We start from the raw sequence: 15,490 nt of genomic DNA, 5'->3' as shown, positions 1-15,490 counted from the left end.
TATTTTTTCTATTATTTATTATATCATGAGAAAAAAAATTCAAAAATTATTAAATGAATTAAATGATTTAAAAAAAAATACATTAATAAACAAAATGCAAATTCAATTTATTTTTTTATCTCCTAAATTGGATATGCTGATAGCAAAAATGCCTATAAATCATAATCTTTTTCAACCTTTTGGTTATTTACATGGAGGGGCTATTCTGATTTTATCAGAAAGTGTTGGAAGTTCTATTTCTTTTATAAATATTAAAAATGAAAAAAAAGATAATTTTAATATTTTTAGTATTGAAGTTTCTGCAAATCATGTTCGATCCATAAAAGAAGGAATTTTATTTGCTAAAGCCCAAATATTTCATAAAGGAAAAACTTTACATTTTATTCAAGTTCATGTTTATGATGAAAAAAAAAATATTATTAGTTTTTGTAAACTAACTAATATTATAATAATTCCAAAAAAATAAATATGTCAACAAAAATTAGTATTTTTTCTTTATATAAAAAAATTATAAAAAATTATTATAATCATAATAATTTTGTAATTTTTAGAAAACCTTACGATAATAAAGTGTTTTTTTATTCACACTATGATTGTACAGTCGAAAAATTTTTTTTAATTAAAAATTTTAATCAGGATTATACCATAAAAATATTTCCTAAAAAGATTTATTATGTAGATATACAAAAATTTTATAAAAATAAAAAAGAGAACATTTTTCCTTTTTTTTGGGAAAAAAATTCTTCTTTTTTAACATATTCTTACAAATATGAAAATTTAATAAAAAAAGCTGTTAAAAATATAGAAAAAGGATTTTTTAAAAAAGTTGTTTTATCTCGATCTATAAAAATTCCTTTTCGGAATTTTTACTTCAAAAATACATTTATAAAATTGATTTATACTTATTCTAATGCTTTAATTAGTCTTTGGTACGATTTTTATCATGGATTTTGGATGGGATGTTCTCCAGAATTACTAATGAAATCTCATAATAAAAGATTAAAAATATCAGCTTTAGCAGGGACTATTTGGGGATCTAATAAATGGACAAAAAAAGAAGTTCAAGAACATAAAATTGTAATAAAATACATTATTGACTTATTAAAATCTTATAAAAGTTCTATTCATGTAGAAAATACTAAAATTATCAAAATAGGTCATTTAAAACATTTAGAAACTCCAATTTCTTTTTCTTTTTATGATGAACCTGATTATTATGAAATATTAAATTGTTTGCATCCAACTCCTTCTATATGTGGTTATCCAAAAAAAGAATCCTTAGATTTCATTCATAAAAATGAGGGATATAAAAGAAATTTTTATACAGGATACATTGGTATAATTCATCAAAACAATATGGAGTTATACCTTAATTTAAGATGTGTAAGAATAAAAGAAAGGGAAATGACTTTGTATGCCGGAAGCGGAATTACTATAGATAGTAACGTCCATCAAGAATATATGGAAACAGAAAATAAAATAAAAAATATTCTATCTCAACTTATTTTTAAATGACTTTTTTCCTATGAAAAGGTCTTATAATCAAACGAACACTTTTATGATAATGAAAATATTGAATGATCCAATTTGTTAAAGCTATTGCTCTATTTCTGAATCCGACTAAACTGACTAAATGAACAAACATCCAAACAATCCATGCTAAAAAACCCCTCAATTTTAAATAAGGAAAATCACACACTGCTTTATTTCGGCCTATGGTTGCCATAGAACCTAAATTTTTGTAAATAAAAGGCTTCATGTTTGCATTTTTTTTATCTAAAAAACAATTTAATTTTTTCGCTAGAAAATTGCCTTGTTGTATAGCAGGTTGAGCTGTCATAGGATGACCATTAGGATAATGTTTATTTTCATTTATATAAGCAACATCTCCAATAGCAAAAATATTTTGATATCTTATGGCTTTAAGATAATTATCTACTAAAATTCTACTTCCTTTCATATCTTCTTTTAAAAAACCTTTTATAATAGCCCCTTTAACTCCTGCGGCCCATATTACGTTATAAGATTCTATTTTTTGATTTTTTTCTATAAAAACTATTTCTCCATTATAATCTTTAACCAAACAATTCAACCAAATGATAACACCTAATTCTTTTAAATTTTTGTAAGCTTGTCTAGCTGATTTTTCAGACATTCCATCTAATAATCTAGAAGTGGCTTGTAATAAGTGAATATTCATAGATCGTATATCTAAATCAGGATAATCATGTGGTAATACGTATCTTTTCATTTCAGCTAAAGCTCCAGCTAATTCTACTCCAGTAGGTCCTCCTCCTACAATAACGAAAGTCATAAGTCTTTTTTTTTCTTTATCATTTTTTGTTAATAAAGCAGATTCAAAATCTTGTAAAATAAGACTTCTTAAATTTAAAGCTTCTGGAATAGATTTCATGGGTAAAGCAAAAGACTCTATGTTTTTGTTACCAAAATAATTGGTAACAGATCCTGTTGCTATAATTAAATAATCATAGAATAAATCTCCTATATTTGTATATATTTTTTGTTTTTTTATGTTGATATAATGAACAAGGGCTAATCTAAAAAAAAAGTTTTTTGTTTTTTTGATGATGTTTCTAATGGAATGAGCTATAGAATCTGGTTCTAAGCCCGCTGTTGCCACTTGATACAATAAGGGTTGAAAAGTATGATAATTATTTTTATCTATAAGAATTACTTGGAATTTATCTCTTCTTAATTTTTTTGCAACTTGTAATCCAGCAAATCCAGCACCAATAATAACGACTCTTTTTAGATTATTTACTTTTGGTATATTCATAGTCAAAAGTTTGACATATAAGCTAATTTATATATATTTTCATTTTAATTGATAAATTAATAATTTTGTTTAAAATAGATTTTTATGACTTATTATTTCATTGTAGGAACTACTTTTCTGGTAAGTGTTATTGTCAATACAATATTAAAAAATAAATTTAGAGATTATTCTCAGCTTTACTTACACTCACGTATGAGTGGAAAAGAGATAGCAGAAAAAATGTTAACAGATCATGGAATTTATGATGTTAGTGTTATTTCTGTAGAAGGAGAATTAACTGATCATTATAATCCTATAAATAAAACAATTAATTTAAGTGAAAAAATTTATAATGATAGGACAGCCGCTTCAGTTGCAGTGGCAGCTCATGAGTGTGGTCATGCTTTACAACATAGATTAGGTTATAATTTACTGAAATTACGAAATCATTTAATTCCTATTCTAAATTTCACTTCTAAATTCATTAATATTGCGATAATGTCTGGATTAACTATTTTTTATAGTTCAGGAGGAAAAGATTCTTTAATTCTAAAATTAGGAATAGGATTATTTTTTTTAGTTGTTATTTTTTCTTTTATTACATTACCTATAGAATTTGACGCAAGTAACAGGGCCTTAACTTGGCTCAGAAATAAGAATGTAGTGAATTACCAAGAATATTATAAAGCAAAAGAATCATTAAATTGGGCCGCTATGACTTATGTCGTTTCTGCTTTGGGTAGTTTAGCTCAATTGATATATTTTTTGTCTATTTTCACTGGTAAAAAAGATGAACATCTTTAATTTTTTTTTTCTTTTTTTTTATATTTCTAGGATTTGGACGAAGATTTCCATAAGTTTTATTTCTTATTTTTCCTTTTCTGGTTTTTTTATCTCCTTTTCCCATATTTATTAATTAATAATTTTTTCGTACAACTATATTTTCTAATAGTTCATGTATTTTATTTGCCTCTTCTTGTAAAGAACATGCGGATAAATAATTTTTAATTACAAAATTTGATTTTTTTACTCTTTTTCTATTAGATATTTGATTTTTTAAACGATCTATAATTTGATCTTCATTTAAATTATCTCTTTTTATTACTCTTTCCATTATATTTTTTTTTGGGGAAGTTATAGTGATAATAAAATCACATTCTTTATAACTTTTACTTTCAAATAATATAGCAGATTCTTTTATTACATATATATGTTGTTTATGCATATACATCCACTGTTTAAAATCAAGGGATATCCATGGATGTATTATTTTACATAATAATTTTAAGGCTATAGGATTTCGAAATACGATTTTAGATAAAAAAGTTTTATTTATTTTATTTTCCTTATAAGAATCTTTCCCAAAACATTTTATAATATTTTTTTTTATAATTCCTATTTGATTCATCAATATTTTTCCTTGTTTATCTGAAGAATAAACAGGAATTCCTTTTTTTTTAAAAAAAGAAGAAAATAAACTTTTACCAGATCCCATTTTTCCCGTTATTCCTATTAATTTTGTTTTTCTATTCTCTGTTTTTTTTATCATTATCTATTATAGTATTGTTATTATAACGTAATTGGGTTAATTCTTTTGAAATTGTATTTTTTTCAAGTTTTATTTTTCCTGTAATAGTTTCTAGTATACAAAAATGATCTGTAATATCTATAATTTTACCATGTATTCCTGAATTTGTCACTATATAATTTCCTTTTTTTAAATTTTCTTGAAACTGTTTTTCAATTTTTTGCTTTTTTATTTGGGGACGTATCATAAAAAAATAAAATATAATGAAAATCAATACAAACATCCAAATGGTATTTGCAATAGAATTTTGTTGTAATGAAAGAAACATAAATATTATAATATTTTATTTAAGTAAGTTTACATGAGTCCTTTTCCTATTTTGAATATTTTATTTTCTTTATACAAAAATTTAAATATTTGATCTAATATACCATTAATAAAAATTTTACTTTTTTCCATACAAAATATTTTTGTAATTTCTATATACTCATTCATAGTTGCTTTAGGAGGTATATTTGGAAAATATAAAAATTCGCAAATAGCCATTTGCAATATAATTAAATCTATAACTGCTATTCTTTTTATATCCCAATTATTTGATGTATCATTAATTAAATTATTAAATTCTTCTTTATGAAAAATTGTATTTCGATACAAATCGATGATAAATTTTTTATTTTCATTGTTTTTATAAATATTATATAATTTAAAATTTTTAGGAGTAGAATGATTAATAAACTGTAAAGTTTTACATACCATAGTATGAGCTATGTATAAATCTTCTTCTCCATTAAAATAATAGAAATCTTCTATATTTTCTATTAATTTTTTATTGGGAATTACAAAATTTTTATAATATTTTATTATAAATCTTTTTTCTTCTTCAAATGAAGAACATGATACTCTAAAAGAAAATTTCTTACAAAAATTTGATTTTTGCATTTCCTTCAATAAAAGAAAAATATATTCGTCTTGTTGATTCCATAAAATTTTTCCTGAATCTTTTTTTCTTGTAGAACGATATTCTTCTATTAAATATTTATTTTTAGATAATATTTTTATCACTGAATTATATGCAACTTTTTGTATAATATCTGTTTGACTATCATCATGTAAGTTTTTTTTTATTTTTTTTAAAGCTTTTTCTCTAATTTTTAGAATTAAGTAGAGAAGAAAAATATACAGATTGTGCAATGATTCAATACTTTGAAGCATATTTGCTTCAACTTTATTTGAATCCATTTTAGATAAATGTTGAGCATATAAAAATTGTAAACTTCTTATTCTAAAGTGTCGTCTGATTGACATTTTTTGTTATAATCATGTTGATTTTCTATGCACGACAAAATTTTTCGTACAATTATATAAATAAAAAATCAAACTTAAAAAGTTTGTATTTTTGTGTGTTATATGAGTGGTTTATTTGCTTTTAGCAAAAGATACTGTCAAAGGTACAAATTACGTTTGTGTATAGGATTTTTACTAATTTTAATATCAAATATTTTAACTCTACTTCCTATTCCTTATATAGGAAAGTCTGTTAATACCATAAAAAATATATTTACAGATTTTTCAAATACATCAAATTCTCTTTCTCTATCTTTAAAAAAAGATATTTGTATTTATACCAGTATTATATTGATAGTTCCGATTATAGGTGGATTTGTCAAATATCATATGCGACAATGTATAATTACTACATCTAGAATGATAGAATTTGATATAAAAAATGAAATTTTCTCACATTATCAAAAATTAAGTTTGTCTTTTTATAAAAAAAATTCTACAGGAGATTTAATGAATCGTCTTACAGAGGATGTTTCTTTTATAAGACAATATATAGGTCCTGGAATGATGTATTTTTTAAATCTTATAACTCTTTTTTTTATGGTTTTTATGCAAATGTTACGAATTAACAAAATATTGACTTTCTATGTAATTTTGCCCATTCCTATTCTTTTTATTTCTATCTATTATCTTAGTGTTTATATCACAAATAAAAGCGAAGAGGTTCAAACTTGTCAGTCTCTTATCTGTTCTTTTATACAAGAAACTTTTTCAGGAATTCATATTATTAAATCATTTGTATCAGAATCTTTTTTTCAAGAAAAACATAAAAAAATTATATTAAAATATCAAAAAAAAAATATAGAATTAGCTAGAATTGACACTTTATTATCTTCTATTATTATATTTTTCATAGGAACTTGTCATTTATTAATTCTTTTTTTTGGTGGTAAAAAATACTTTGAAGGAGAAATAAAAGAAATTGGAACTATTGCTGAATTTTTTACATATATCAATGTTTTAATCTTTCCTTTTATTATATTAGGATGGGTAGTTTCTATTTCAGAAAGAGCTAAAGTATCGCAAACTCGTATTAGTGAATTTTTGAAAGAAAAACCTGAAATATTGAATAATAATTTGATAAAAACAAAAATTTTTGGAAAAATTCAATTTAAAAATGTGAGTTTTTTTTACTATAACAGTGTCAGTAAGCATGATATAAAACAAAAAAATCGAAATCATACACTTATAGTTAATAAGATATCATTTACTTTAATGAAAGGAAAAACTTTAATTTTAACAGGAGAAACAGGATCAGGAAAAACAACTATAGGAAGATTAATCTCTCGTTTATATGATCCGTATAAAGGAAAGATATTAATAGACAATTTATCTTTAAAAAATCATAATTTATATGATTTTAGAAACAACATTGGTTATGTTCCTCAAGAATCTTTTCTTTTTTCAGATTCTATTTATAATAATATAGCTTTAGGAAGTGTGTATAAAGTTGCTCCATATAAAGTATATGATGCAGCTAGAATCGCTATGATAGAAAATGATATTTTAAATTTTAAAAATGGATATGAAACCATTATAGGAGAAAGAGGAATTACTTTATCTGGAGGTCAAAAACAAAGAATATGTATAGCCAGAGCTATCATAAAAAGCCCAAAAATTCTTATATTTGATGACAGTTTTTCTGCTATAGATCAAAAAACTAGAAAATCAATCATTCGTTATGTTAAAGAAAAAATGAAATATAGCACTATTATTATTATAACTCATGATACTTCCTATATTTCTGATTTCGATTTGTTTATTGTTTTGAAAAACGGAAAAATATACAAAATTGAAGATCATAATATTTTTTAGTCAAAATTAATTTTGAATAATTATAATAAAAAAAATAGTATGGACCATTTTTTTTGTTTAGATTTGCTTAATTAGGATTATAATATTTTTTGAAATGGACGAAAAAGAAAATATCAAAGAAAGAAATGAAATTTGTTCACGAACTCTAAAAACTGGTAGTCGTACTTACTTTTTTGATGCTAGAGAAACAAGAGCTGGTGATTATTATTTGACTATAACTGAAAGTAAGAAAAATTTTACTGAAACAGGAGAAATAACTTATAAAAAACACAAAATTTATTTGTACAAAGAAGATTTTTCCAAGTTCCAAAGCATACTTGATGATATGATTCGATTTATTATTAATGAAAAGGGAAGAGAAGTTATTTCAGAACGACATCAAAAAGATTTTAAAAATCATACTACATACAATCAAGAAATGAAGGATGTACAACAAAAAAAGACATCAGAAATAAAAAATTTTACAAATCTTAATTTTGAAGATATTTAATGTCATATAAAAAATGATTATTAGATTAGGATGTCGTTAATTTTATAATTTTATTTTTTTAAATTTTATTTGATTAAGTATTTTAGTTATTTTCTATATATAATTAATATAAAACGACTATGAATGAAATAAGGTGATTATTTTTATTATGTTTAATGGAATATATGAAAAATTATATAAGTATAATGAATGATATTAATACTTTCATATTTGATGTAGATGGAGTATTGACTGACTGTACTTTGAATTTATTTCCAGATGGAAATCTGGTTAGACAAATGTTTGCTAAAGATGGATATGCAATGCAATTGGCAAAAAAAAAAGGATATAATTTATGTATTATAACAAGAGGATCTGATTTGATGGTTTTTAGACGTTTGAGAGGATTAAATATTCGTTATATTTATCAAGGAGTAGATAATAAAAAAAAATATTTGGATGAATATTGCAATATTTTGAATATTACTAAGAAAAAAGTTCTCTATATGGGAGATGATATTCCTGATATTGAGATAATGAAGTCTGTAGCATTGCCTTGTTCTCCAATAGATGCGGTTCAAGAAGTTAAAGATGTATCTAAGTATATTTCCCCAAAAAAAGGGGGAAGGGGATGTGTAAGAGACGTCATTGAACAAACTTTAAAAATTCAGAAAAACTGGTATTAAGAAATTAGAAAGATTTTTAATTAAAAAAATAGTGCCTAAAATAAGACACTATTTTTTTTTGAATTTTTTCTTACATCATTCCACCCATTCCTCCTCCTCCAGCTCCTGGCATTGGAGGTGCAGCATTAGATTCGTCTTTCTTTATTTCTGTAACAACACATTCAGTAGTTAACAACATTCCTGATACAGAAGCTGCGTTTTCCAATGCAACTCTAGCTACTTTAGTTGGATCTATAATTCCTTCTACTATCATATTTTTATATTCACCAATTTTAGCGTCATATCCAAAATCGCCTTTTCCTTCTGCTACTTTAGCTACAACTACAGAACCTTCTCCTCCTGCATTAGCTACAATTTGACGTAAAGGTTCTTCAAGAGATCTTCTAACTATTTGTATTCCAGTATCTTGATCTGAATTATCTCCTGTTGTTTCGTTTAAAGATTTGATAGCACGGACCAAAGCGACTCCACCTCCTGCTACTATTCCTTCTTCTACTGCTGCTCTAGTAGCATTTAGAGCATCATCTACTCGATCTTTTTTTTCCTTCATTTCAACTTCAGAAGCTGCTCCTACATAAAGAACGGCTACCCCTCCAGCTAATTTTGCAAGACGTTCTTGTAATTTTTCTTTATCATAATCTGATGTTGTGGATTCTATTTGAGCTTTAATTTGATCTACTCGTGCTCTTATATCTTTTTTGTTTCCTCCTCCATTTACTATAGTAGTATTGTCTTTATCTATAATAACTCTTTCCGCTTTTCCTAACATATGTAATTTCACATCCTCCAACTTACTTCCTATTTCCTCAGAAATCACAGTCCCCCCGGTTAAAATAGCAATATCTTCCAACATAGCTTTTCTTCTATCTCCAAATCCAGGAGCTTTAATCGCTGCTACTTTCAAAGTACCTCTGATTTTATTGACTACTAATGTAGCTAATGCTTCTCCTTCTACTTCTTCAGAAATAATTAACAGAGGTTTTCCGGATTGAGCTACAGGTTCCAATATAGGCAACAAATCTTTCATTGCTGCTATTTTTTTATCAGATAATAAAATTTGAGGTTGATCAAATTCTGTTATCATTTTTTCAGTATTTGTAACGAAATAAGGAGATTGATACCCTCTATCAAATTGCATTCCTTCCACTACATCTACAGATGTATCTGTCCCTTTCGCCTCTTCAACAGTAATAACTCCTTCTTTTCCTACTTTTTCAAAAGCATCAGCTATCAAAGCTCCAGTTTTTTCATCGTTATTTGCAGAAATAGAAGCCACTTGTTTTATTTTTTCCGTATTTCCCCCAACTTCTCTAGATTGTCTTTTAAGATCCAATATGACCACTTCTAAAGCTTTATCTATCCCTCTTTTTAAATCCATAGGATTAGCTCCAGCTGCTACATTTTTCAATCCTTCTCTAACAATAGCTTGAGCTAATACAGTAGCAGTTGTAGTCCCATCTCCAGCTACATCATTAGTCTTAGAGGCGACTTCTTTAACCATTTGAGCTCCAAGATTTTCTATAGAGTCTTCTAATTCTATTTCTTTAGCAACAGTAACTCCATCTTTAGTTACTTGAGGTCCTCCAAAGGACTTTTGCAATACAACATTACGACCTTTTGGTCCCAAAGTCACTTTCACAGCATTTGCTAATGCATCTACTCCTTTTTTTAGTTTATCTCTCGCTTCAATATCAAATTTAATATCTTTTGCCATAATTTTTTAAATTTTAATGAATTTGTCTTATTGAATAAATTATATGAATCATATGATAGCTATAACATCAGATTCTCGCATGATGAGATATTCTTCTCCTTCCCATTTTAATTCTGTACCAGAATATTTTCCATATAAAACTCTATCTCCTTCTTTTAAATTCATAGGTTCATCTTTCTTCCCTTTCCCTACTGCTATTATAGTCCCTTTTTGTGGTTTTTCTTTTGCTGTATCAGGAATAATAATACCTGAAGCGGTTTTTGTTTCAGCAGGATCAGGTTGCACAAGAACACGATCTGCTAAAGGTTTAATCTTTACTTCCACCATATTATAAATAATTTTTAAGGTTAACAGTTCTAATCGTTCAAAGCCAAAAACATGCCAAATGAAAAAATTTAAATTTTTTTCATTTAATCAATATTGTTGAATGTCATTATGACATACTTATTCAATTCGATTCAATATTTTGATTTTAGTAAAAAATTGAAAAATAGAATCAAAAAAAATATAACAATGGATAAAAACCAAGTAACATTTTCCAAAAATGTGTTCGTTCTCTTAATTCCAAAAAATCTAAAATTCTTATCCATAAAAGATTGATGAATACTTTCTTTTTTAGGGTTTTGTATTAAAATAACCAATATAAGTAAAAGACATACTATAATAATAAAAAAACCAAATATGATTATGGATATATTTTCCATAATTATGATATTCTATGCTTATTTTTTACTATACGACCAATCATCATTAGAATCGTGAAATATTTTATGATATACTTGAATTGTTAATTTTTCTATAATTTTATCAATAATTTTTTTAGAAAAAAGATTTTTTTTATTATTGAAAAATACTTCAGATACAACAAAAGATTCTTCCCAATTTTTTTCTGGTTCAGAATTATCTATGTAATATATTTTTGCTGTCACTTTAATTTTTTTCAACGGAAAATTATCCAATGGTATAATTGCGTAATTCAAAAATACACCTTCTAATACAACATCTCCATTCCTTAGGACTAAATTGGAAGGATTATGTTTCATAATATAATCTTCAATACTTTTTTTAAAATCAAATGAAATGGATCTCCTAGGTATATTAATATTTTCTGAAAATTCCCCGATCTCTATTGTTTTTTTTGTATCAAAAAATGATGAAATAGATGAATGATAACAACTAATTGTAATTGTCATAAAAAATATGAAAATAAAAACAAAAAAAAATTTTTTATAAACCATACTGTTTAATTTTTCTGTATAATGTTCTTTCTGAAATTCCTAATTCTTTTGCAGCTTTTCTTCTTTTTCCATTATTTTTCTTCAAAGCTTTTTGTATAAATTCAATTTCTTTTTTTTGTAAAGAAAAAGAAGATAGTTCATTTTTAGATAAATCTTCTTCTACTTCTTCATAGTCTAAATCTTCTTCAGATTTAGATGAATCTTCTAATTGAAAAATTGAATCTTCTCTATTATGAATCATTTTTCCAAAAACTTTTTCCATAAGAGGTTGATTTTCTTCAATAAATCTAGTGTTAGAATTATTTTTAATTAATTGAAATGTAATATTTTTTAAATCATTCAAATTTTTTTTCATGTCAAATAGAATTTTATAAAGAAAATCTCTTTCTCTATCATGAAAAGATGTTTCTATAACATTATTAGAAAAAGATATCGATGGAATATTTTCTGGAATATATTCTTTTAATTTTTCTATAGAAATTTCACGTTTAGTTTCCACTACAGAAATTTGTTCTATAAGATTTTTTAATTGTCTGATATTACCAGGCCAAGAATAATTTTCCAAATATTTTAAAGATTCTTCAGTAAGCTTTACTGGAGGCATATGATATTTTTCTGCAAAATCATTGGAAAATTTTTTAAATAAGAATTTTATATCATTTTTACGGAAACGTAAAGGAGGAACATTGATCTGAACTGTATTTAGACGATAATATAAATCTTCTCTAAATTTTCCTTTTTGTATAGATTCTACCATATTCAAATTAGTAGCAGCAACAATACGTATGTTGGTTTTTTGAATTTTAGAGGATCCTACTTTAATAAATTCTCCAGATTCCAATATTCTAAGAAGACGAACTTGCGTAGTTAAAGGTAATTCTCCTACTTCATCTAAAAATATAGTACCTCCATTTGCTCCTTCAAAATAACCTTTACGCATACTTGTTGCTCCTGTAAAAGACCCCTTTTCATGTCCAAAAAGTTCACTATCAATAGTTCCTTCTGGAATAGCTCCACAGTTTACGGCAATATAAGCGTGATGTTTTCTACAAGAATATTGATGAATAATTTTTGGTATAAATTCTTTCCCTACTCCACTTTCTCCAAGAACCAATACTGAAATATCAGTAGGAGCTACTTGTATTACCTTTTCTAAAGCTCTATGCAAAGCGTAATCATATCCAATGATACCAAATTTTTTTTTTATATTTTGGATAAAGATGGATTCCATGTTTTTATTTTTTTACATCACTTACAAAGCTTTCCTATTAAAGTTGCAGATGTAGTATCTGTAATCTCTACATGAACCAAATCTCCTATATTTAGGTCCTTTTTAGGAAATACTATAATCAGATTTTGTGTATTTCTCCCATACCAATATTTATTATTTTTCTTTGATTCTCCTTCTATTAAAACTTCTTCTATTTTTCCTAAATGCTCTTGCATTCTATAAAATGAATGATTTCTTTGTAAATCAATAATTTCTATTAATCGTCTTTTTTTTACATCTTTAGGGACATTATCCTTTAATTTTCTATATGCATAAGTTCCAGGTCTAGGAGAATAAGAAAACATATATCCATAATTATATTTTATTTCATTCATTAAACTTATAGTTTCCTGATGGTCTTTTTCACTTTCATTACAAAATCCAGTAATAATATCATGAGAAATAGAACATTCAGGTATAATATTTTTAATTTTTTTAACTAAAGAAAGATATTGTTCCCGTGTATATTTTCTGTTCATTAATTTTAGTATTTTGTTACTTCCAGATTGAACAGGTAAATGAATATGTTTACAGATATTCCTATGTTTAGAAATTACTTTTATAACTTTATCAGACATATCATGAGGATTAGATGTAGAAAATCTAATTCTGATAAAGGGAATTTCTTGAGCTAAAAGATCTAAAAGACGGGAAAAATCTACAATATTTTTTTGATTTTTAATCATATCTTCTTTTATCCATAGATAAGAATCTACATTTTGTCCTAAAAGAGTGATTTCTTTATATCCATCATGATATAAACGTTTACATTCCTTAATTATGGAATATGGATCACTACTTCTTTCTCTCCCTCTGGTAAAAGGTACGATACAAAATGTACACATGTTGTTACAACCTCTTGTTATACTTAAAAAAGTTGTTATTTTTTTATTATTTTTTTTTATAAGACTTATATCTGCATAAGTTTCATTTTTTTTAGCCGTATGAGAATATTGCTTTCCCATTATAAAATAATGAATAAAATTAGGTATTTCTCTGTAAGAATCTGGATTTACAAAAAAATCTACCATTTTTTCTTGTAAAAACAAATTTTTTATTTGTTTTGAAAAACATCCTATAATTCCAATACAAATTTTTTTTTTCTTTTTAAAAAACTTTAATTTTTCCAATCTTTTTTTGATCGTCAATTCTGCTTTTTCTCGAATAGAACAAGCATTTAATAAAATTATATTTGCTTTTTCTAAGTTTTCAGATAACAAAAAATTATTTTTCAATAAAATAGAAGTAACAATATCGCTATCTGATATATTCATTTGACAACCATAATTTTCGATATAAAAACTTTTGTTTTTCATATACATATTTTTTAAATATATACACAATAAAAATACATAATGTCATTATGACATGAATAAATAAAAATTATTTCTTATATATGAAGAATTTTTTTTGCTAAAAAAATCATGTTTTTTTTCCCCGTGGATTTTTCTTTAACATTAGAAAGTTTTACTACTGATATCCATTTTTTTTTTGGAAGAGCTTTTACCATTTTTATGACAATATTCATGGAAGGATAACCTACATCATTAGTAAAATTAGTTCCGATTCCAAAAAAAGTATTTATTTTTTTTTTACAAAAAGAAGAAATATAAGCGATTTTGCATGGATTGAGATTATCTGAAAATATAATTTTTTTTCTTACAGGATTTATTTTGAATTTTTTATAATGTTTTATAGTTTCTTTGGCAAAAAAAATAGGATCACCACTATCATGTCTTACTCCTTTAAAAATATTTGAAAGTTTTTTATTAAAGTTTTTGAAAAAAATTGGAGAAGTATATGTATCAGATAAAGCTATTCCCAAATTATTTCCGTAAATATTTAACCAATTTTCCATAGCTATACGGTCTGCTATGTTTAATCCGTATTTTGCTGCATGAAACATAATCCATTCATGTCCTTGAGTTCCTATTGGTTTTATTGAAAAAATATGAGAAAAATGTACATTACTGCTTCCCATGAAAAAAGGCTTTCCTTCCTCTGTTAATATTTTTAAAACTAATTTATGGATTTTATAAGAATACCTTCTTCTTGTGCCATATTCTCCAATTCTAACTTGTAATTTTTTATATGTTTTTAATTTTTCTTTTGTTATACTTGTGACTTTTTTTTCCGATATTTTCTTAGCTCCTGTTAGTTTATAATATAATTCAGATATGATTGCCATTAAAGGAACTTCCCATAATATAGTACTGCTCCATAATCCTTCTATATGCATTTGTATATTTTCACCTTTTTGAAATATGTTTACTTCTTTTGGATTATATTGATATTTATTTAAAAAATCTAAATAAGAAGAATCTAAATAAGGACAATATTTTTCTAAAAAAATTCGTTCCTCATTTGAAAGTTTTAAATAAGCCATTTTATTTAGATTTTCTTTCAGGATTTTATCAAAATTTTTAGGAAAAGAGTGTCGTCCTCTATTTATAAATTCATATTTAGCTTTTGCCAATGGAAATAATTTAATTACAGCATTTTGCATTGTAAATTTATAAAAATCATTATCCAATAATGATGATACAATAGAAAAATTATTCATTAAAGATATTCTTTATAATTATTGAAAAAAATTTTTCAAATTAACATAAAATTTTATAAAATTTTATTTTTTAGTTTTTTTTAT

Annotated in this window: 18 protein-coding genes; 6 read left to right on the top strand and 12 right to left on the bottom strand. The window is 24.9% G+C overall.

Going from position 1 to position 15,490, the window contains the following annotated elements; all coding sequences use genetic code 11:
* The first annotated feature begins 25 nt into the window (after positions 1 to 25).
* Positions 26 to 466, top strand: coding sequence for a hotdog fold thioesterase (locus H0H73_RS02210; RefSeq protein ID WP_185852008.1), 441 nt, complete (start codon positions 26 to 28; stop codon positions 464 to 466).
* Between the two features lie 2 nt (positions 467 to 468).
* Positions 469 to 1,515: a chorismate-binding protein gene (locus H0H73_RS02205; RefSeq protein WP_185852007.1), complete on the top strand. Its 1,047-nt coding sequence runs from the start codon at positions 469 to 471 to the stop codon at positions 1,513 to 1,515.
* Here H0H73_RS02205 and H0H73_RS02200 read toward each other — a convergent pair.
* Positions 1,508 to 2,797, bottom strand: a complete 1,290-nt coding sequence (locus H0H73_RS02200) for an NAD(P)/FAD-dependent oxidoreductase (RefSeq protein WP_185852006.1) — start codon at positions 2,795 to 2,797, stop codon at positions 1,508 to 1,510. The genes H0H73_RS02205 and H0H73_RS02200 overlap by 8 nt on opposite strands.
* Positions 2,798 to 2,881: 84 nt before the next feature.
* Between H0H73_RS02200 and H0H73_RS02195 the strand changes: the two genes are divergently transcribed.
* Entirely contained in the window at positions 2,882 to 3,580 is a 699-nt protein-coding gene (locus H0H73_RS02195) for a zinc metallopeptidase (protein ID WP_185852005.1), read from the top strand.
* Here H0H73_RS02195 and H0H73_RS02190 read toward each other — a convergent pair.
* The 4 genes from H0H73_RS02190 to nusB are packed head-to-tail and all read right to left on the bottom strand — an operon-like array spanning position 3,552 to position 5,612.
* Positions 3,552 to 3,683: a 30S ribosomal protein THX gene (locus H0H73_RS02190; protein ID WP_185852004.1), complete on the bottom strand. Its 132-nt coding sequence runs from the start codon at positions 3,681 to 3,683 to the stop codon at positions 3,552 to 3,554. The two genes, H0H73_RS02195 and H0H73_RS02190, sit on opposite strands and share 29 nt — an antisense overlap.
* A gap of 9 nt (positions 3,684 to 3,692) precedes the next feature.
* Positions 3,693 to 4,325: a dephospho-CoA kinase gene (coaE, locus tag H0H73_RS02185; protein ID WP_185852003.1), complete on the bottom strand. Its 633-nt coding sequence runs from the start codon at positions 4,323 to 4,325 to the stop codon at positions 3,693 to 3,695.
* Complete coding sequence (gene yajC, locus H0H73_RS02180; RefSeq protein ID WP_185852002.1) at positions 4,303 to 4,632, bottom strand: preprotein translocase subunit YajC; 330 nt, start codon at positions 4,630 to 4,632, stop codon at positions 4,303 to 4,305. The genes coaE and yajC overlap by 23 nt, the downstream gene beginning before the upstream one ends.
* Before the next feature lie 29 nt (positions 4,633 to 4,661).
* Positions 4,662 to 5,612: a transcription antitermination factor NusB gene (nusB, locus tag H0H73_RS02175; RefSeq protein WP_185852001.1), complete on the bottom strand. Its 951-nt coding sequence runs from the start codon at positions 5,610 to 5,612 to the stop codon at positions 4,662 to 4,664.
* A gap of 102 nt (positions 5,613 to 5,714) precedes the next feature.
* Here nusB and H0H73_RS02170 point away from each other — a divergent pair, with 102 nt between their 5' ends.
* The 3 genes from H0H73_RS02170 (at position 5,715) to H0H73_RS02160 (ending at position 8,621) form a co-directional block, all read left to right on the top strand.
* Positions 5,715 to 7,466: an ABC transporter ATP-binding protein gene (locus tag H0H73_RS02170; RefSeq protein ID WP_185852000.1), complete on the top strand. Its 1,752-nt coding sequence runs from the start codon at positions 5,715 to 5,717 to the stop codon at positions 7,464 to 7,466.
* Positions 7,467 to 7,560: 94 nt separating this feature from the next.
* A complete protein-coding gene (locus tag H0H73_RS02165; RefSeq protein ID WP_185851999.1) occupies positions 7,561 to 7,956 on the top strand; it encodes a DUF3276 family protein in 396 nt (131 codons plus the stop codon).
* 164 nt (positions 7,957 to 8,120) lie between these two features.
* Entirely contained in the window at positions 8,121 to 8,621 is a 501-nt protein-coding gene (locus tag H0H73_RS02160; protein WP_394798677.1) for a KdsC family phosphatase, read from the top strand.
* Between the two features lie 70 nt (positions 8,622 to 8,691).
* Here the strand turns inward: H0H73_RS02160 and groL are convergent, their stop codons facing one another.
* The 7 genes from groL to pncB all read right to left on the bottom strand — a co-directional run bounded on the left by groL (position 8,692) and on the right by pncB (position 15,406).
* A complete protein-coding gene (groL, locus tag H0H73_RS02155; protein ID WP_185851997.1) occupies positions 8,692 to 10,335 on the bottom strand; it encodes a chaperonin GroEL in 1,644 nt (547 codons plus the stop codon).
* Between the two features lie 48 nt (positions 10,336 to 10,383).
* Complete coding sequence (locus H0H73_RS02150; protein ID WP_185849508.1) at positions 10,384 to 10,662, bottom strand: co-chaperone GroES; 279 nt, start codon at positions 10,660 to 10,662, stop codon at positions 10,384 to 10,386.
* 131 nt (positions 10,663 to 10,793) lie between these two features.
* On the bottom strand, positions 10,794 to 11,039 hold the full coding sequence (secG, locus tag H0H73_RS02145) for a preprotein translocase subunit SecG (protein WP_185851996.1): 246 nt from the start codon (positions 11,037 to 11,039) through the stop codon (positions 10,794 to 10,796).
* A gap of 18 nt (positions 11,040 to 11,057) precedes the next feature.
* Positions 11,058 to 11,528: a hypothetical protein gene (locus H0H73_RS02140; RefSeq protein ID WP_238784348.1), complete on the bottom strand. Its 471-nt coding sequence runs from the start codon at positions 11,526 to 11,528 to the stop codon at positions 11,058 to 11,060.
* Between the two features lie 34 nt (positions 11,529 to 11,562).
* A complete protein-coding gene (locus H0H73_RS02135; protein WP_185851994.1) occupies positions 11,563 to 12,804 on the bottom strand; it encodes a sigma-54 interaction domain-containing protein in 1,242 nt (413 codons plus the stop codon).
* A 17-nt stretch (positions 12,805 to 12,821) separates the two neighbouring features.
* The gene (miaB, locus tag H0H73_RS02130) at positions 12,822 to 14,165 is read right to left on the bottom strand and encodes a tRNA (N6-isopentenyl adenosine(37)-C2)-methylthiotransferase MiaB (RefSeq protein WP_394798676.1); all 1,344 of its coding nucleotides are present in this window, start codon (positions 14,163 to 14,165) and stop codon (positions 12,822 to 12,824) included.
* Positions 14,166 to 14,233: 68 nt separating this feature from the next.
* Positions 14,234 to 15,406, bottom strand: coding sequence for a nicotinate phosphoribosyltransferase (pncB, locus tag H0H73_RS02125; protein ID WP_185851992.1), 1,173 nt, complete (start codon positions 15,404 to 15,406; stop codon positions 14,234 to 14,236).
* Positions 15,407 to 15,490: the final 84 nt, after the last annotated feature.

The sequence above is a fragment of the Blattabacterium cuenoti genome (genome assembly GCF_014251335.1).
Classification (GTDB): Bacteria; Bacteroidota; Bacteroidia; order Flavobacteriales; family Blattabacteriaceae; genus Blattabacterium; species Blattabacterium cuenoti_G.
Note: the sequence above shows the minus strand (reverse complement) of the source record. Positions and strands in the feature narration are given on the sequence as shown.